Source organism: Mycobacterium sp. SMC-4, from assembly GCF_050205565.1.
Taxonomy (GTDB): Bacteria; Actinomycetota; Actinomycetes; order Mycobacteriales; family Mycobacteriaceae; genus Mycobacterium.
Genome location: NZ_JBNMQU010000007.1, coordinates 220227 through 238701 on the forward strand (window position 1 = coordinate 220227; position 18475 = coordinate 238701).

Genomic DNA, 18475 nt, shown 5'->3' on the forward strand with positions numbered 1-18475 from the left:
ATAAGAGACGGCTTCAGTTTGACGCCCGAAATGGTTACTGGCGAGTTCTACGCTTCGGTAACCAAACCTTCCGTAACGTGCTCGATCGGAGCGCGCGGTCCCGCCGTGACCAAACCTGCTGCGTGCAGGTGGTTACGGCGGAGTAGGGAAGAATCGCAGTTCAAAGCAGTTTTGTTATCAAATCGTTATCTGGAAGTTCGGGTTCGCACAATGTCACGGCGAGGCCAGGTCCGACCGGACACCATCCACGGAAATGTCGCGTCGAGTCTTCGCAAAGTGGATAAGTGTTTGCTAGGAAACCCTACTTCTCAGTAAGTACCGACTCTGTCGGCCCATCCCTGCCCAGATTGGACGAGCAGAGCGGATCAAGCCTGACGCTGATACGGCCGATCAGGCTCCCAGGCACCGGTCAGCAGGATGCCGGCGATGTAATCCGACGATTCGGCGACGAGATAGCGGCGGCTGACCTCCTTGAACCGGGTGGCCATGGTCGCCGCGCCGATGGCCTGGTAGTCCTGCAGCATGTGACGGATCCCGTCGGTATCCGAGGCTTTGGGCAGTTCGGTCCCCACTCGGGCGTAGTACAGATCTGCCAGCGTCTGGATGAATGCCTTCGCCAATGCGTCCAGGTGAGCCTCGGCCGCGTCGAGGAACTCGAGCAGCGCCTTGATGTACAGCATCGGCTGAGATGACCGCGCCAGGATGTCGGCGACGGCTCCGTCGGTCATGACCATTTCGTGGTCGACGATCTTGGCCAATCCGTGGGCCACCAGGGCGCGCGCCTCTTCGGACTCGACGTCGATGTCGAGGGCTTCCTGCGGTCGATCATCGTCGTCTTCGGCCGCACGGGATCCCAGCACCGCACGCTGGAGCCCGAGGATGTCCGCGAGATCCGTGCCATGCCGCATGCTGTCGAAGAACTCGGCGATATGGGTGGAGTTGAAACCCTTGCGCAGCAGTTGACTGATGGTGTTGAGCTGCGACAAGTGGTAGTCGTCGTACAGCGCGGAGCGCCCCACTCTCCGGGGCGGGTCCAACAGCCCTCGCTCGCGGTATGCGCGAATGTTCCGCGCGCTCACCCCCGAGACCCGGGCCAGATCTTCGAGCCGGTACTCAGCCAACGCCGTGCTCCCCACCGAGCGGGGCGAAGTCGACCGGGCCGGTATGGCCAAGACGGTTCATGAAACCACTGTAACGCCGATCTGCAATACGAGCGAAGGAATGCTTTCTGCTCTGGCAAATCGTCAGGACGCCCCCTCAGCCCGCTAGCCTGCGTCGATGATGAGACTGTCCCGGGATTTTCGACGCCGAAGTGCATTTTCAGCCAACATGTGGCCAGTATCGGTGTTCGCTGCCGCGACCGAGATCACGCCCGCGTTGCTGGCACTCTCGCCCCGCGACGCGTGAAAATCGGACCGCCACTGGTAACTACTGAAGTTCCGCCGGAGGTAGCTGCACGGCTACTGCACGCCGGCTCGACAAGCATTGAGGGGTCAGCGTGCGTCCGTGGATCGTCTGGGCCACCGGCCTCCTCGCGTACATCATCGCGGTGCTCGACCGCACCACTCTCGGCGTGTCCGGACTGGCCGCTTCAGAACGCTTCGCCGCGAGTCCCGGCGTGCTGTCGACGTTCGTCGTCCTGCAGGTGGTCGTCTACGCGGGCGCCCAGGTGCCCGCCGGACTCCTCCTGGACCGGTTCGGCTCGAAGGCGCTGATAGTCACGGGCGCCACCTTGATGGCCGGCGGTCAGCTGACCCTCGCGTTCACCGAGTCACTGCCCACTGCGATCGCCGCCCGAGCGGTCGTCGGCCTCGGCGATGCGGTCACCTTCATCTCGGTGCTGCGGCTCGTGCCGCACTGGTTCACGCCACGACGCATCCCGCTCGTCACTCAGCTGACCGGCATCTGCGGCCAGCTCGGGCAGGTGCTCTCCGCGGTCCCGTTCCTGGCCGTGCTGTCGGCTTCAGGGTGGACGACCGCATATGCGTCGGTGGCCGCCTTCGGCGCGTTGTCGATCATCCTGATCCTGCTGGTGGTCAAGAACGCCCCGGAGGGGGTGGTGACGACGCGGGACGCGATGTCGGTCAGGCACACACTCGCCAGTGTCAAAACCGTATGGCTACGACCGGGGACCCGGCTGGGGTTCTTCACTCACATGGGCACCCAATTCTCCGTCACCGTCTTCGCGCTGATGTGGGGTGTGCCGTACCTGACCGTGGCGCAGGGGCTGACCCCCGGCGCGGCGGGGGCGCTGCTGACGCTGTCGGTCGTCGCCGCGATCGGAGCCGGCGTGATGATCGGGATCTTCACCGGCCGCCACCCGCACCGACGTTCGCGTCTGGTCTTGGCGATCATCGCCAGCAACGCGGCGGTCTGGACTGTCGTCCTGGCGCTCCCCGGCCAGGCGCCGCTGTGGTTGCTCGTGGTGCTGATCGTGGTGATCTCGGTGGGCGGCCCGGGTTCGATGGTCGGCTTCGACTTCGCGCGGACGTTCAATCCCAGTGCCACCCTCGGCACCGCGCAGGGCATGGTCAACATGGGCGGGTTTCTGGCGTCCCTGCTCGTCATGCAGGCGATGGGGCTGGTGCTCGAGGCCGCAGGCGGATTGTCGGTCGAAGCGTTCCGGTGGGCATGGACCGTCCAGTACGTCATCTGGGTCGTAGCTGTCACCGGGATCCTGATCACCCGGCACAAGACACGCAAGCTGCTGCGGGCTCAGGACGACGACATGCTGATCGAGGGCTTCCGCAACTGAGGAGCCCGACCACCCTGCCGCTAGTGTGCGCACATGGGCATTGCGGTGGCGGTGGTGTTGGCCGCCGGGCTCGGCACCCGGGTGGGCGCCGACGGGAACAAGGCGTATCTGCCGTTGGCGGGGCGGTCCATGCTCGTCTGGGCGCTCGACACCGCCGCGCATGCACCGTCGGTCGACCGCACGGTCCTGGTCTTCCGCCGCGGCGAAGGCGATCTCGCCGCCGAGACGCTACGCCGTGAATTGCCCGGGGTGAGAGTCGATCTGGTCGAAGGTGGGGACAGCCGGCACGCCTCCGAACTGAACATGCTCTCGGCACTGGCACCCGAGATCGATACTGGCGCAATCGAAGTCGTCGCCATTCATGACGCGGCGCGCCCGCTGGCCGACGCGGCCATGTTCGACACGGCGATCAGCCTTGCCCGCCGACACGGCGGAGCCCTGCCCGCGCTGCCGCTCGAGAACGTCGTCGAGGTCGGCCCCGACGGCCTGCAACCGACGACGGGTGCTCTGACCCGAGTACAGACGCCGCAGGCGTTTCGGGCCCCGGAGCTGCTGTACGCGTACCGCTGCGCCGACCGCGACGGGTTCGAGGGAACCGACACGTCGTCGTGCGTGGAGCACTACACCGATGTCGAGGTCCAGACGTTCCCCGGCCGCTCGGACAACCTGAAGGTCACCTACGCCGGCGACGTCGCGGTGGCTCACCGGCTGCTCACGCCTCGGGGCGCTACGCCTCGATGACGGCGCTCAGAAAGGCAGCATCGCGGGGCAGGTCGACGCGGGCGGCGTGATCGTCACCGTCGATCTCGGTGACCGGGACACCGGCCCGCAGAGCGGCGAGGAGCTCGTCGAACGGTTCGCGACCCGTCTCGAGCAGCATCTCGAGTGTGGCTGCGTCGAAGCCGCGCGGGTACTGCGCGGCGCGCAGACGGGACCGGTCTACTGTCCCGGTCACCACGCCGCGTCCGTCGACGCGTTTGACGCTGTCCGTGACCGCGCGCATCGGTGCGACGACGAGCGCGCCCGCGGTCAACGCCGAGATGACCCGTTCGGTGGTGGCTGGGCTGAAGACCGGCCAGCTCAGGTGGTGCACCAGCACCGGACCAGCCGCACACGCACCCAGGCCGGCCGACAAACACGCGACGCGCCGCCCATCGCCCGTCGCGGCGACGACGCCGATGTCCGCACCGATGGACGCGGATAACGCGCCGCGCACAGCGTCGACGAACTCGGCAGCGACCGCGACGACAACTGGCGCCGAGGTCCGCAAGGTGTCGACGATGCGGTCCAGCGCCGACCGTCCGGCAACAGGTCTCAGCACGGCGTCGAAGCGCTCGATGTCGCAGACCGGAACCGGAACGATCGCCGTCATCTCCACGGCGGGCAGGCTATACGGGGTCGAAGGACTCGATGAGCCAGGAGCCGTCGATCTTCTTCATCCCCACCCGCACACTGCTGGCCGCGAACGCGCCGTCCGGGTTCTCCTTGCTGGTGGTCGTCTGGTTGATGAAGACCAGGACCTCGGCCTTCTCCGGCGCCATCTGCGACACCCCGGACCGCACGACCGACGCGGCGGTCTTGACCTGCTTTTCCTTTGCTGCCGGGGTGACGATCTGCTCGGTGAACTGGGTGTAGTAGGACAGGAAGTCGCCGGTCAGACGTGTCTTTGCGGCTGCGAAATCGGCGTCCAGCGATTCCGGTGAATACGACAACAGCGCGACAGTGCCGCTGGTGGCGGCATCGAGTACCACCTTCTGGGCGGCCTCGTCGGTCTGCTGGTCGAACCGGTACTGCGTGGTGTAGAGCCAGGTTGCCAACCCCGCCGAGGCCAGCAGGGCCACCGCCAGGATCGCGGAGGTCACCAGTACCTTCATCGATCGTCGCGGCCGGGCCGGCGCGGCCACGGCAGCGTCGGTGTCCGGCGCCTCGTCGACCAACACCGCGCTGGACGTCTCCTCGACCTCGGAGGTGTCGGCGGTCTCGGGGGTGTCGGTGCCCTCCGGGGTCTGCCCGTTGGGGGACGTCTTCTCACTCACGGAACGAACTCGACTTTCGACATCTTGATCTGCCCGTTCTCCTTCTGGAGACTGACACTCAACCGCCAGGTGCGCGGATCGCCGTCGGCGCCGGCGGTGTTGGTCACCCGGGACGACGCGGCCACCAGCACCTCGGCGGTGTTGTCGTCCATCTCCTGCACGGCGGTCGAATTGACCGTGACCTCGGTGACGACCTTCGAGTCCTGCGCGACCTTGACGAAGTCCTTGGCCTGCTGCTCGAAGTCGCTCTTGAACTGGCCGGTCGAGTTGTCGATGATGCGCTGCACGTCGGCTTCGGCGTTGTTGAAGTCCAGCGACATCAACGTGACCACGCTCTGGCGTGCGGCCGCGGCGTACTCCGCGTTCTGCTGCCGGAGCTGTTCGGCTTCGCGGTGCTTCCACACCATGAAGCCGCTGAGCCCGAGCAGCGCGAGCGTCGCCACGACCACCAGCGAGGCGGCCACCTTCGCCCAGCTCGGTCGTGGCAGCCGGAGACGGCGTTTGGTCGGCGCCGCCTCCTCGGCGTCGGCGGCTTCCGCGGCGACGACCTCGGAGTCTTCGGACCCTTCCGGCTCGTCGTCGGTTGCCTCGACGGCCGGCTCTACGACCTCGGTTGCCTGGGCCTCCTGTCGCAACCGAATGGCCTTGGCTCGGGCCCGCGCCGCCTCGGCGCGCGCTTCGGCCTCGGCGGCCTCGGCCTCCGCTTGTTCTGCCAGCGCCCTGGCCTGCTCGGCGTCGACATCCCGCTCCGCAGCCGGCGAACTCCCGACGCGGTCGGTGTCGATCACCGACTCGCGTCGTCTGAAAGACGGCACACCGACCTCCTGTCTTCCTCGATGCTGTTCCTGGCGATACGCACGGCGAACGAGAACGTCATTCTTCATTTCTGCGCATCGCCTTGACGATACTCTTTGTTTTGCCCACCTAGGCAACGGTCCTGACTGCGGAAATGGCGTTCAAGTACCGGGCGGGTGCCCAGCAGAGGAAGCCTCCAGCTTGTCCTTCATGACCTTGCCCGTGGCGTTCAACGGCAGCTCGTCGAGGAACTCTACATACCTCGGCACCTTGAATCCCGCCATTCGGTCACGACACCATGCGATCAACTCGTCGGCGTCACATTCGCCGGCCTGCGCGGACCGCACGATGAACGCCTTGCCGACCTGTCCCATCCGTTCGTCCGGCACGCCGATCACGGCGGCCTGCGCCACGGCAGGATTCTGCAGCAGGAAACCCTCGATCTCGGCCGGGTAGGCATTGAAACCGCCGACGATGAACATGTCCTTCTTGCGGCCGACGATCCGGAGCCGACCGGCTTCGTCCAATGTGCCGAGGTCCCCGGTGTGCAGCCAACCGTCCGCGTCGATCGTCTCCGCGGTGGCGACCGGATCGTCGAGATACCCCTGCATGACCGTGTAGCCGCGAATCAAGACCTCGCCATCCTCGGCGATCCGCAGCTCGACCCCGTCGCACGCCACGCCCGCGGTGGTCGCGATGTCCTCGAACGAGTCTCCCGGCCTCGACAGCGTGGCCGTTCCGGCTTCTGTCAGGCCGTAGCCGGTGGCCAGTGTCTTGAACGGCAACTCTTCGTGGACGCGACGGATGAGTTCGACCGGGATGTCGGCAGCGCCGGTCACCCCGGCGCGCAGGGTGGCGAGTTTGGATTTGTCGGCCACATCGAGCAGCGAGTGGTAGAGCGTCGGAGGGCCGGGCAGCATGGTGACCTGCTCAGTGGCGATCAGGTCGACGACACGGTCGACATCGAAGACCGCCACCGGCAGCATCGTCGCGCCACGGATGAACGACGCGATCAATCCGGCCTTGTAACCGAAGGTGTGGAAGTACGGGTTGATCATCAGATAGCGGTCACCGGTGCGCAGATCGGCCAGATCGCACCACTCTTCGTACAACCGGAGGTTCTGTGCGTGGTTCATCATCACACCCTTCGGGCGACCAGTCGTGCCGGAGGTGAAGATGATGTCCGAGATGTCTTCTGCAGCGATGTCTCTGGCAAACGGTTGACCGCTGGACAGAAAGTCCGACTTCAGGTCGACCACCGGCACTCCGGCCGGCGCCTGGTAGTCCACCCAGAGGAAGCCCTGTTGCACCAGAACAGCTTTGGCACCACTGCGGCCGATGATGTCGGCGGCTTCGTCTTCCTTGAAGCGGGTGTTCACCGGGACGAGCACGCCACCGGCGGTGAGCAGACCGAACGCTGCGATGATCCACTCTGCGCTGTTGGGAGCCCAAATCGCGGCGCGGTCGCCCTTGTCGATACCGAACTCGGCGAAAGCGCCTGCAGCGCAGTGGATGCGATCAACGAGCTCAGTGAAGGACAAGCGCAGCGGACCGTCGACGACCGCTTCCGCGTCGCCGAAGCGGTCCGCCGCGCTTGCGACCATCTCGGGGATGGTCGACCACTTGGGTGAGTAACTCACACCGTGACGAGACGACCCAGGTTGCCGCCCATGATCTTGGCCTGGTCCTCCACCGAGAGGTGTTCCAGGGCAGTCACATAGTGGGTCGGCTCGGCCAGGCCCTCCGGGTGCGGCCAGTCGGAGCCGTAGAGCACCTGGTCGACGCCGATCAGGTTGATCAGATCGTCGATCCCCTCCTCGTAGAACGGGCTGACGTAGATGCGGCTCTTGATCTCTTCCATCGGGTTGCCGAGGAATGCTTCCGGTGCCTTCTTGTAGACCTCGGCCATCGAATCCAGCAGCGGGAACATCCACTTCGAGCCGGCCTCGACGATGCCGACCTTGAGCTTCGGATGCCGGAACAGCGCACCGTGGATCACCCACGAGGCCACCGCGTCCTGAATCGGGCGCCACTCGTTGAGGATCGACATCGCGTTGGTCTGGAACGGCAGCATCTCCTGGGCGACGCCATCCCATTCCGAGGTGTAGCGCGAGTAGCCGCTGTCCGACGAGTGCATGCCGACGAACACGTCGTACTCGACGCACTTCTCCCAGAACGGGTCGAACTCGGGCAGCGCGAAGGACCGCGGGCCGCGGAAACCGGGGACCGGTGCCGGACGGACCAGGATCGCGCGGGCACCGCGCTTGACCGCCCAGTCCAGCTCCTCGATCGCCTTCTCGACGATCGGCAGCGTGATGACCGGGGTGACGAAGATGCGGTTCTGGTAGTTGAAGCCCCAGACCTCGTCGAGCCACTGATTCAGCGAATGGATGATGACGTGGATGGCGACCGGATCGTCGCGCAACCGCTCCTCGATGAGGCTGGCCAGCGTCGGGAACATCAGGCTGCGGTCCACGCCGAGTTCGTTCATGAGCTCGAGGCGGGGACCCGGCTCGAAGAACGCGGGGATGGATCGCATCGGCTCACCGAAGAGCTCACGCTTGCTCTTGCCGTCCGGGTTGCCGAACTTGAAGTACTCCTCCCAAGCACCCGGCTTGGCGACATGCGAGAACGTCGGGTTCGGGATGTAGTTGCTGATCTGTCCCTTGATCGCGATCTTGGTCCGACCGTTGACCTCGACGTACTGGACGATGTCCTTGTACTCCTTGGGCAGGTACTTGGTCATCGCCTCCGGCGGCTCATACAGATGGTTGTCCGCGTCGAACAGCGGGAACGGGATGTCAACCCGGTGGGAAAGTTGCCCCATGGAACACTCCTTTTCGTCTCGGGAGAATCGTATTCTCATTTCCGGCGGGCTGCAATCACCCAACCGCTTAGAACTGCCCAGACCCTGCCGGAAACCGGCCGTTTCCCGCCGATCTGGCTCTGGGTGCCGGAAGGAGGCGGCAGCGAGGCGCACCTCGGAAGACCCCGACGAATATCAAGTCCCCGGTCGGACGGTTCCGACGAAACCGTGAGCGCCGCGCCCATGTTCGCGGCGTGTGCTCGTCGGACCGACCAACGTTCAGAATCTCGGCCGAACGAGAAACTAATCCGGAGTCGACCGGAAATCGACGCGGAGCAGTCGCGAAGCCCGAGCCGCCAGTTCGGGCACCATGGCGCCGAAAGCCAGTGCCACCCGGATATCGACGGGCGCGACCATGGCCTCGCCCCTGTTGCGCTCGATCGAGGTCAAGACGGCACGAACGACTTGTTGCGGGCTGCTTGTGCGCAGACCACGCGGCACGGCCAGTCCACTTTCGACGAACATTCCGGCGTCACGAACGAGCACCGGCTCCACTATGGAGACACCGATGCCCGTCTCGTGGAGGTCCTGCCGCAAGGCCAACGCAAAGCCGCGAAGGCCGAATTTGGTCGCGTTGTACACCGCCGAGTTCGGCGCGGTCACCCGGCTCCCTGCGGAGCCGACGAAAACGATGTGCCCTCGGCGTCGATTCGCCATCATCGGTATTAGGCCACGCGCCAGCATCATCGGGGCCCTCAGATTCACCGACAGGGCGTCGTCGAGCTCCTCGACAGGCATGTCACCGACTCGCCCTCCTGCCTGAACAGCGGCGTTGGCTATCAGCACGTCAACCGAGCCGGCTTGCTCGATCAGCCGTTGGACATCCCGGCGCCGGGCGAGATCAGCGACTACCGAAGTAGCGCCCAACTCCTCCGAGAGTTCCTCCAATTCGTGCTGCCGGCGGCCCGTCAGTAGCAGTTCGGCACCTGCTTCTTTGAGACCTCGCGCGAGCGCCTCGCCGATTCCTCCGGTAGCTCCCGACAGAAGGACGGTGCTGCCCTTTACCCGCATGAGCGTGAGCCTTGACGACAAGGCGAAAAGATCCAGCGGGAATGCGCCCCACCGCTTCCCGACGACGACGCCACGAAAACACCACGAGCCCAGGTCATTACCATCTGGACACCGTACGAGCTGTTCAGATGCTTTGCCTACTCTCCCCCGGACTCCGCCTGTGGTGCACCCTCCTTCACCTCGGCGCCGATGGGCCGCGGAACCCAGCCGTCGACCGGACTTCGCATCGTCAAGTCGCTCGACCACCGCCGAATCAACCCGTCACACAACTCGAAGCCCTACCCCGGTTCGCTGACTCAGGTCATATTCGAGCCGCCACTGCGGTAGTCTTTCGCCTGTGACAGCCGGCGGCGCGGACGGGGCGGGTTCCAGTGGGGCGAACGCGCGCCGACGCCCACCAGGGCCCAGCCTTCTTGCCCTGAGCGCAATCGCGATGAGGATGCCCAACTCACCGTATACATTGCTGCCTGAAATAGCTCGGCGTTACGGTGACATCGTCAACATACCGATCCCCGTGCCCGGCATGACAGTAACTCTGCTCAGCCATCCTGATCATGTCGAACACGTGATGACACGTAAACACACGGGTTACGTCAAGCACGAGTCAACCCGCGAGCTGTTTTTCGGCGAGCCTGCCCCATTCGGCCTGCTTGCGGGCGAGGAGTGGAGGCGCGTTCGCCGGTCACTCAGTCCGCACTTCGGCGGCCAGGCGTTGACCGCAGTCAGCTCGCAACTCACGGGTGCGTTGACGGAACGTGTTTCGGCGTGGAGCCGCTATGCCGATTCCGGACAGTCGATGGAGCTACAAGACGAACTCGGTGTGGTGGTCTTGGACGGTCTGTTGCGGTCGATGTTCAGCACTGCGTTGCCGACCGAACGATTGCGGCGATTCGCCACGGCCGCTCAGCATTATGACCAGTACGTGGCGGCCCGCGTGGCCACCTATTTCCTGCCAGGCTTCCTCCCCCGGCCCTACCGCTTTCGTGGCGAGCCCGCTAAGCGATTTCTGTTCGCCCAGGCTGACGATTTCGTCGCCCGGCGCCTACGCGAAGGGCCGCGACGGACTCCCGACGTCCTCGACACGTTACTGAGTACGTCGTACGAGGGTTCGCAAGAGCATCAGTACGCGCGGCTACGGGCCGACCTGTTCTCCCTCATGCTGGGGGCGGTGGGGACGACAACCGCCGCCGTGGGATGGGCAGTGGGATTGCTGTTCGCCAACCCGCCTGCCCTGGCCAGAGCGTACGACGAGGTCGATGCCCTCGGAGGGGCAGAACTGGGCTTCGGGCAGCTCCAGAATCTGGAATACCTACAGTGTTGCCTCGACGAGGCTCAGCGCATCCAATCGGCATCACCGGCCAACGTCCGCACCGCGGTTGACGACGACGAAGTTGGTGGTTACCACATCCCGGCAGGCTCACAGATCCTCCTCTCCCCGTATGGCCTACACCGCGACACCAGATTCTGGGACGCTCCGGAGGAGTTTCGGCCGAGCCGGTTCGTCGGCCACGAAACGAATCGAAATGCGTTCCTGCCGTTCAACGTCGGGCCGCGCAAATGTATGGGTTATCGACTTGCGAATACAGCCGGAGTGCTGACTCTGGCAGCGATACTGCAACGCTACTCAGTAGAGCTTCCTCCCGAGTGGCGGCCCCGCCACGAATTTCGACGGGCGAGCAAGGTGCCCCGCGGACTATCGGTGACGCTGTCCCATCGCCGATTGGTACGAAGCGCCTCCACACATTGACGGACGATCGTCCACAGAACATCGCCCCATCAACGAGCGTGGTCACGCGGGTCGGCCGACCCACGTCACTTGTGATCGTTTGCCGCAACCCGGGATCGAAGCGAATTTGCCTCCGGAGACTGGCGACTTTCCTTCCTGGCACGCGCATGTCGGTGGCTGCGCCTACGCCGCGTCGAAGCGGTTTCCGGGCCAGGGCCCACTGACAGTCACGGCACGAGCACGGCCTTGCCGAACACTTCCCCTCGAGCCAGACGCTCGAGCGCGTATCTGGCATCAGACAACGGGAACACCTCAGGAACAGGTGGGCGGAGACCGGCCTTCACCAACCCCGCGATGGCGGCCTGTAGTGAGGTTCGGCCCTCTCGTACGCGATCGACAAAGTCGGTTGAGTTCACCCCGACGATGTCAACATTCCGGTCACGCAGCCGGTCGAGCCTGAACGACGGGATACCTTCGCCGGAGGCGAATCCCAGAACAAGCAGCCGGCCGCCTGGCGTGATCACATCGAGGGCGGCACCGGATACACCGCCACCGACCTGATCGACGACCACGTCTACACCGCGGCCGGCTGTGCATCTTCTGACCTGTGTTGTCCAGCCGTGGTCGAGCAGCAGCACTGCGTCGGCTCCGAGTGACTCGACGAATCGAATCGCTTGCCGCCTTTGCACCATCGCGATGACTCTTGCGCCGAGCGCCTTGGCAACCTGCACTGTGGCAGTCCCGATTCCGCCGGCAGAGCCGAAAACCAGAACCGTCGCTCCGGCTTGCAGGCCGCCTCGGTGGACCAGTGTGTAGTACGCCGTGTAGTAGTTGGCCAGCAAGCACGATGCCGATGCGTCGTCGAGGTCCGGTGGTGACTTGACCACATAGGCCGCGGGAACCGCTACCCGCTCTGCATAGCCGCCGAGCATCGGACAGGCGGACACTCTTTGCCCCACAGCGAATTCAGAACCGGGCGGTGCTGAGCGCACCGTTCCCGCAACCTCGTTACCAGGAATGAACGGAGGGTCCGGTTTCCACTGGTAGCGACCGCTGATGAGGAGCAGGTCCGGGTGACAAACGCCGGCAGCGCCAACATCGATCACCACCAGATCGTTCGACGCAGGTTCGGCGACGTCGGCGTACTCCAAACACGATGGGCCGCAGAGCCGTCGCACCACAGCAGCTTTCATACTGTGCGCAGCCGCGACCACCGACGACAGGAAGTCACGCCGAGCCCCGACTCCGGTAACTTGCCGCTCTTGACGGACGACCGTGGACGAAGCCAGGCGCGGCGTTTGTTCGCGGAGGCTCGTGACCTGGACCCAAGGACAGGGGCACTGTCACCACTGCACCGGCAGAGTGACGAGACCGCCGCCCAACGTCTCACGCTGGATCACGAGTTCTTCGACAGGTACCGCCAATTGCATGGTCGGGAACCGGGTCACCAGATTGGTCAAAATCGCCTGCAATTCGGTCCGGGCCAATGGCGCGCCCAGACAATATCGACTGCCGTGGCCGAACGTGATGTGTTTCGAGGACGGGCGTGTGACGTCAACACGGTCAGCATTGTCGAAAACGGCGGGATCATGGTTCGCGGCACCCACATCGAGCAGCATCAAGTCGCCGGCGGCGATTTTCTGGGTGCCGACCTCGATATCGGTTCGCGCGTACCTCGGAATGGCACCGCCGCCACGAAAGGAGGCACGGAGGGTTTCCTCCACCGCGTTCGGGACGAGGCTCGGGTCATCGACTAGCCGCTGCCATTGGTCCCTGTTTGCCAATAACAGCAAGACCGCCATCCCGATCTGAACGATCGTCGACTCATGACCGGCGAAGAGCAGCGACATCGACACCATGACGACCTGTTCGTCGGTCAGTTCCGCATTTCCTGCCAGCCGTGAGATCACGTCGTCATCGGGGTTACGGCGCTTCTCCGCAACCAATTTCGCCCCGTAGTCGAACATCTCGAGCATTCCGGCTTCGGAACGGACTCGGTCAGTCGTGCTGCTGACGTCCTTGATCCAGACGCGGAATTTGTCGCGGTCTTCGTACGGCACACCAAGAAGTTCACAGATGACCAGAAGCGGCAATGGCACCGCAACTGCCGAGTGCAGATCTGCCGGCGCGCCCTGCCGTTCCAGATCGTCGAGGAGCTGTGTGGTCAATTGCTGTACCCGGGGCCGAAGCGACCCCATGTGTTTCGGCGCGAACAGCGGCTGCAGCAACGCCCGGAACTGGGCGTGGATTTCGTGCTCATTCTCGAAGTCGAGGCCTGGTGGCGGACCGCCCATCATCATCGACGCATCAGCGCGCGCGGCGACTTCTGGTTGCCTGTGAGCTCGTCCCAACCGTTCGTCGTCCAGCAGATCACGTACCTGCTCGTGATGGACGACGATCCATGCACTGTCGCCGACCACAGTCTTGACCGGGTGAACCGGACCGCGTTCCTGGAGCTCGCGCATACGTCGAGCAACAGTGGTCGGATCGCCTTGCTCGTAGGGCAATTGCGTCAGCGCGTCCATAGATCCCCGTAATTAGCTAGTCGAACGTCGTGCTGCCCTAGCCACTATAAGTCGATATCAAGTACTGAACAATGGAAGCGCTCGACCAGAGATTCCGTTCTCCTGCGGCGTTCTTGATCGGGCATGCCCGTGCCTGCTCCCCGGGCACACCACCGAGGGAGCAACTACGGGTGGTTCGATGATTCAGCGAGAGATCTCGACCGGAAGGTGCGACCACCCTGCCACTGTCGGCGTCATGACTTTTCTGGCTGATTCCCAGTCGATCCGATATTCCGGCATCAGGTCGAGCAGGCGGTCCAGAGCCACGGTTGCCTCCATGCGGGCCAGCGCTGCACCGAGGCAACTGTGGATTCCGTAGCCGAGACCCAGGTGGACGGACTGACTGTGTGCGCGCTCGGTGTCAAACCTGTCAGGATCGGCGTAGGCACGTGGATCGCGGTTGGCAGATGCTCCGCAGAGCAATACGGCTTTGCCCGCGGGAATGACTGTGCCGGCGATCGTAACCTCACGTAAGGTCCGACGCAGGTTGTAACGAACGGGTCCATCGAAGCGCAGCACTTCTTCGATAGCGGCAGGGATCTTGCGGCGATCCCTTTGAAGCGCCCGCCACTGGTCGGGGTGTTCAGCGAAGAGCGCCACCGCGCTGCCCACCAGTTTGGTGACCGTTTCGGAGCCGGCGCCACCGAGAACCAATGCAAACGAGGTGATTTCGAGGTCATCCAGTCGTGTCGGACCTTCACCGTCACGGTCGACCTCCGCAGCAACCAGATGACTGATCATGTCGTCGCGCGGACGAGCGCGACGCTCCTGCGTCAGTGCGTAGTAGAAGGACACGGCATCAGTCAGGGCCTGCGTAGCGACATCGTCGCGTTCGAACTGGCCGGGGGTGATGCGGTTGACGAAGTCCATCCACTGCCGCATCTGCATCCGACTTTCCTCCGGAACACCTGCGAGCTCGCTGATTACGTCGACCGGGAAGTGCGCGGCGAAATCTTGGACGACATCGAAGCGATGGCCTTCGATATCCCCAAGTAGCGGTCGACGAGCTCAACCACTGAGCCGCGCAATGCCGCGATCGATCGTGGTGTGAAAGCCTTGTTCACGAGACTTCTCATTCTCCGGTGCTCCGGCGGGTCCATGAACAGGATCGCCTTCGGCGGATCGTCGTCGGACTTCATCATCGTCAAGTCGATGCCTGCGGCGGACGAGTACGTCTCGTAGTCTCGGTACGCCGCGATCACATCGGCGTATCGGGTCAGCGCGTAGAAGTCGTGATCAGAGTTGTAGATCACGGGCGAGCTTTCCCGGAGTCGCCGGTACACGGCGTGATGGTCTCGGAGAAACTCCTCGGAGTAAGGATCAAAAGTCGTCTCGCGGTTGACCATTGCGGTTGCCTCCCCGTGGATTGATGCTCGACCAGCAGCACCCACGCCAACTCTAGGGTGTGGCCGGGCCGAGTACCGTATGAAGCAAGGCCGGGTCGGTGTCCGCGGGCAACGCACCACGGTACGGCCAACTCGACGCGGCGGGTAAGACAATTCGTAAAAGCGTCTTCAACGAGGGCTTCGGAGTCACTGCCCCCACGCAATCGGTGTGCGATACTTCTGATCCCGCATCGCACCATTGTTCTTCCGCACGAGCGGGCGGTGGATGAGGCAACGATACGGTACAGCAGCCCCTCGGAATTCCATCCGGCGACCTGTCCGACCGGCGCGATTCTGACAGTCAGGGAGACGAAGTCGATGACAATCGCACGTCTTGGCGGTTTCGACACCAGCTTTCTGTTCCTCGAGTTCGGTCCCCAGACGATGAACATATCGACCCTGATCGAGCTGGACTTCTCCACCGCGCCCGATGGTTACAGCTATGAAAGTCTGCGCCGGTATCTATTGGACCGGATGGACGCGTTGCCGGAGCTTCGCGTGAAGCTCGCCGATACGCGCCTCAATCTCGACAACCCGGTATGGGCCGAGGACCCGGACTTCAACCTGGACCGGCACCTGCATCGAGTTGCACTACCCGCGCCTGGGGGTCGATCTCAACTCTCGGAAGTCGCAGCGAATCTCATTCCTGCGCCGCTGGATCGTAGCCGTCCCCTCTGGGAGCTGTGGGTCATCGAGGATGCCTCCGCTCCAGGGCGCCCAATCAACTCCAGGGCGATTGCGTTGCTGCTCAAGCAGCACCACGCGATCATGGACGGAGCAAGCGACACCGACCTGATGAGTCGGTTGTGTACCACCGACGTCGCCCGATCACATCCCGATCGCATCGCCGGCCCGGACACTTTGAGCACCGGACAAATCGCGGTCGACGGTGCGCTGCGTTTCGTGCAACGCCCCGCGCACATTGTCATGAAGCTGTTGCCCACCATCGCGCGAGGGGTGGTCAATTCGATGAAGCTGTCTGCACGCGGACTTGCGATGGCCAGCCCGTTGCGAACTCCGGCCACAAGGTTCAACGGCAACATCTCAGGTGAACGCAGTGTCGCATTCCTACAACTGGACCTCGCCGACGTCATGGCAGTGAAGACAGCGTTCGGCGTCAAGGTCAACGATGTCGTGCTGGCGCTCATCTCCGGCGCGTTGCGTGGCTACCTCGCTGACTTGGGCGAGCTGCCTGCGGAAGCCCTGACCGCACTGGTGCCGGTGGCGGTCAACGACCGGACGGAGACCGGTGGCGCCAATCAATTGTCAGCAGCCTTCTGCAGCCTCCAGACCCACATCGCTGACCCGGCGGAACGGCTGAAAGCCATCGCTCAGGCAAGTGTGACGGCCAAGAAGCACAGCACTGCTCTGGGTCCGACGATCCTGCAAGACACCCTGCAGTACGTTTCTCCCAGGATTCTGGGTTGGGTACTGAGGCTCTACGTCTGGTCCGGCATCGCAAGCCGACGGCCGTTGTTCAATGTCGCCATCTCCAATGTGCCGGCCCCGCCGGTGCAGTGGTACCTGTCGGGCGCGAAAGTCACTGCGATGTACGGGATCCCTCCCGTGATGCACGGTGTCGGGCTGAATGCCGGTGTGAGCTCACTCAACGGCAAGCTCGAAGTGGGGCTTGTGTCGTGTAGACGACTCTTACCGGATCTCTGGAACGTGGCGGATCGCCTTCCTGACGTTTTGGCAGAGCTGCTCGACGCTGCATCCTGATCACGGCCCGCTTACTAACTGCGCAGACCTTGACGCACGAGGTACTTCTGCACCTTTCCGCTGGCCGTTCGCGGGAAGTCCTCGACCTGTCGCAGCTCCTCGGGCCACTTCTGGGTCGCAACGCCGTGGGCCTTGAAATGGGCGCGTACCTCGTCCAGAGACGGCATTGCGTGCCCGTCGCGGACCCGCAGCACTGCGGCGGCGTGTTCCCCCAGTCGTGAGTCGGGAGCCGCCACCACCACAGCCTCGGCGACCGCCGGCATCGCCAGCAGCACCTCTTCGACCTCGAGGGCGCTGATGTTCTCGCCGCCACGGATGATCACGTCGGACTTGCGGTCCGTGATGGTCAGGTACCCGTCCTCGTCGAGGACGCCGACGTCTCCCGTGCGGTACCAGCCGTCCTCGTCGAAGGCCTGCGCGGTCAGCTCGTCGTCGGTGTAACCGAGGCACAGATCCGGGCCGCGGCTGTAGATCTCGCCGTCGGGACCGAGCTTGATCTCGACGCCGGGCCGGGCGTTGCCGTCGGTGAACAGGCGCTTCTCGGCCGGCGCGGTAGGGCGCGATCCGGTGATCGACGGATGCTCGGTGCTGCCATAAGACCGGAAGACGAACATGCCGAGGTCATGCAGGCGCTGGGTCACCGCCGTGGGAACGGTCGAGCCGCCGAGACCGACGGTGGTGAAGTGACGCAGGTGCTCGGGTCGGCAGTCGGGGTGGTCGAGCAGGCTGGTTACGAAGTAGGGCGGGCCGCCGCCGATCGACAGTCCGTCACGTTCGATGAGCTCGAGCACCCGCCCGGGATCCCACACGTCGCACAGGTCGATCGGTGCGCCCTCCAGGACCGGGATCAGGAACGCGCCGACCATCCCGATGAAGTGGCCGACGGGCGTGGCCGTCAGCTGGCGGCCACGGTCGGGGGGATAGTTCTCCAGCAGCTGGCGGGTCTCGAAGCTCAGGGTCTGGTGACTGTGGATCACGCCTTTGGGGTTGCGGGTGGTGCCGGAGGTGAACGCGATCAGGGCCGGGGCGGCCGGGTCGGCGTCGACGGTGCCGGTCATCGGCTCGTCGGCGAGCAGTTCCTCGAAGGGACACCCGTTGCCGTCGACGTGGTCGGCGCCGACCAGTCCGACGATCGGGATCTCGGTGCACAGGTCAGGCAGATGGCGCATCCGACCGAATTCTTCGGTGGTGACGAAGGCGCGCGGCTTGGCCGTCCCCAGGATGTGGGTGAGTTCTTTGCGACCGTAGAAGTGCACGATGGGCACGATCACGGCCCCGAGGAACGCCGAGGCCCAGAACGTGACGGCGGCTTCGCGCCAGTTGGGCAATTGCATCGCGACGACGTCTCCGGCGCCGACCCCGCGGGCCTGCAGGCCGGCGGCCAACCGCCGGGCGTCGCGCTCGACATCGGCGAACGTGCCTGTGTACGGGCGCACCTGGGAGTGCACGCAGAACCCGGTCTGCGGGCTGTCCTTCAACCCTCGCGCCAGTAGGTCGCCGAGCGTCTCTCGGGTCCACCAGCCTTCCTGCTCATACCGCTTGACCAGCTCCGCAGGAATCGTCCGCATGTTCCTCCCATAGCAGGTGAATGCTCACGTGATGCTATTCTCCGCAA

Annotated in this window: 14 protein-coding genes and 1 pseudogene; 4 read left to right on the forward strand and 11 right to left on the reverse strand. The window is 64.3% G+C overall.

Translation table 11 applies throughout. The annotated features are described in order from the left end of the window. Window positions 1–365 precede the first annotated feature (365 nt). Complete coding sequence (locus ACQI46_RS14480; protein ID WP_427094695.1) at window positions 366–1121, reverse strand: MerR family transcriptional regulator; 756 nt, start codon at window positions 1119–1121, stop codon at window positions 366–368. Window positions 1122–1498: 377 nt separating this feature from the next. On the opposite strand from ACQI46_RS14480, the gene ACQI46_RS14485 reads away from it, so the two are divergent. Then, complete coding sequence (locus ACQI46_RS14485; protein WP_427094696.1) at window positions 1499–2755, forward strand: MFS transporter; 1257 nt, start codon at window positions 1499–1501, stop codon at window positions 2753–2755. A 33-nt stretch (window positions 2756–2788) separates the two neighbouring features. Then, window positions 2789–3496 carry an IspD/TarI family cytidylyltransferase gene (locus tag ACQI46_RS14490; RefSeq protein WP_427094697.1) on the forward strand — a complete coding sequence of 236 codons (708 nt, stop codon included), beginning with the start codon at window positions 2789–2791 and terminating at the stop codon, window positions 3494–3496. Here the strand turns inward: ACQI46_RS14490 and ACQI46_RS14495 are convergent. The 6 genes from ACQI46_RS14495 to ACQI46_RS14520 all read right to left on the reverse strand — a co-directional run bounded on the left by ACQI46_RS14495 (window position 3483) and on the right by ACQI46_RS14520 (window position 9463). Then, the gene (locus ACQI46_RS14495; RefSeq protein ID WP_427094796.1) at window positions 3483–4127 is read right to left on the reverse strand and encodes an IspD/TarI family cytidylyltransferase; all 645 of its coding nucleotides are present in this window, start codon (window positions 4125–4127) and stop codon (window positions 3483–3485) included. The genes ACQI46_RS14490 and ACQI46_RS14495 overlap by 14 nt on opposite strands. 16 nt (window positions 4128–4143) lie before the next feature. Next, the gene (locus tag ACQI46_RS14500; protein ID WP_427094698.1) at window positions 4144–4791 is read right to left on the reverse strand and encodes a hypothetical protein; all 648 of its coding nucleotides are present in this window, start codon (window positions 4789–4791) and stop codon (window positions 4144–4146) included. Continuing rightward, a complete protein-coding gene (locus ACQI46_RS14505) occupies window positions 4788–5606 on the reverse strand; it encodes a hypothetical protein (protein WP_427094699.1) in 819 nt (272 codons plus the stop codon). The genes ACQI46_RS14500 and ACQI46_RS14505 overlap by 4 nt, the downstream gene beginning before the upstream one ends. 141 nt (window positions 5607–5747) lie before the next feature. Continuing rightward, window positions 5748–7190, reverse strand: coding sequence for a FadD3 family acyl-CoA ligase (locus tag ACQI46_RS14510; RefSeq protein WP_427094797.1), 1443 nt, complete (start codon window positions 7188–7190; stop codon window positions 5748–5750). A gap of 32 nt (window positions 7191–7222) precedes the next feature. Further along, window positions 7223–8413 carry an amidohydrolase family protein gene (locus tag ACQI46_RS14515; RefSeq protein ID WP_427094700.1) on the reverse strand — a complete coding sequence of 397 codons (1191 nt, stop codon included), beginning with the start codon at window positions 8411–8413 and terminating at the stop codon, window positions 7223–7225. Window positions 8414–8695: 282 nt separating this feature from the next. Next, window positions 8696–9463, reverse strand: coding sequence for an SDR family NAD(P)-dependent oxidoreductase (locus ACQI46_RS14520; protein ID WP_427094701.1), 768 nt, complete (start codon window positions 9461–9463; stop codon window positions 8696–8698). Window positions 9464–9800: 337 nt separating this feature from the next. Between ACQI46_RS14520 and ACQI46_RS14525 the strand changes: the two genes are divergently transcribed. Continuing rightward, window positions 9801–11210: a cytochrome P450 gene (locus tag ACQI46_RS14525; RefSeq protein WP_427094702.1), complete on the forward strand. Its 1410-nt coding sequence runs from the start codon at window positions 9801–9803 to the stop codon at window positions 11208–11210. 206 nt (window positions 11211–11416) lie between these two features. On the opposite strand, the gene ACQI46_RS14530 is transcribed toward ACQI46_RS14525, so the two are convergent. The 3 genes and pseudogenes from ACQI46_RS14530 to ACQI46_RS14540 all read right to left on the reverse strand — a co-directional run bounded on the left by ACQI46_RS14530 (window position 11417) and on the right by ACQI46_RS14540 (window position 15099). Then, a complete protein-coding gene (locus ACQI46_RS14530; RefSeq protein WP_427094703.1) occupies window positions 11417–12382 on the reverse strand; it encodes an NADPH:quinone oxidoreductase family protein in 966 nt (321 codons plus the stop codon). Window positions 12383–12532: 150 nt separating this feature from the next. Next, window positions 12533–13714 (reverse strand): cytochrome P450, encoded by a 1182-nt coding sequence (locus tag ACQI46_RS14535; RefSeq protein ID WP_427094704.1) that lies wholly within the window; start codon window positions 13712–13714, stop codon window positions 12533–12535. A gap of 183 nt (window positions 13715–13897) precedes the next feature. Then, a pseudogene (locus ACQI46_RS14540) lies at window positions 13898–15099 on the reverse strand (cytochrome P450). Window positions 15100–15456: 357 nt separating this feature from the next. Here ACQI46_RS14540 and ACQI46_RS14545 point away from each other — a divergent pair. After that, entirely contained in the window at window positions 15457–16860 is a 1404-nt protein-coding gene (locus tag ACQI46_RS14545) for a WS/DGAT/MGAT family O-acyltransferase (protein WP_427094705.1), read from the forward strand. Between the two features lie 14 nt (window positions 16861–16874). On the opposite strand, the gene ACQI46_RS14550 is transcribed toward ACQI46_RS14545, so the two are convergent. Then, on the reverse strand, window positions 16875–18428 hold the full coding sequence (locus ACQI46_RS14550; RefSeq protein ID WP_427094706.1) for an AMP-binding protein: 1554 nt from the start codon (window positions 18426–18428) through the stop codon (window positions 16875–16877). Between the last annotated feature and the right edge of the window lie 47 nt (window positions 18429–18475).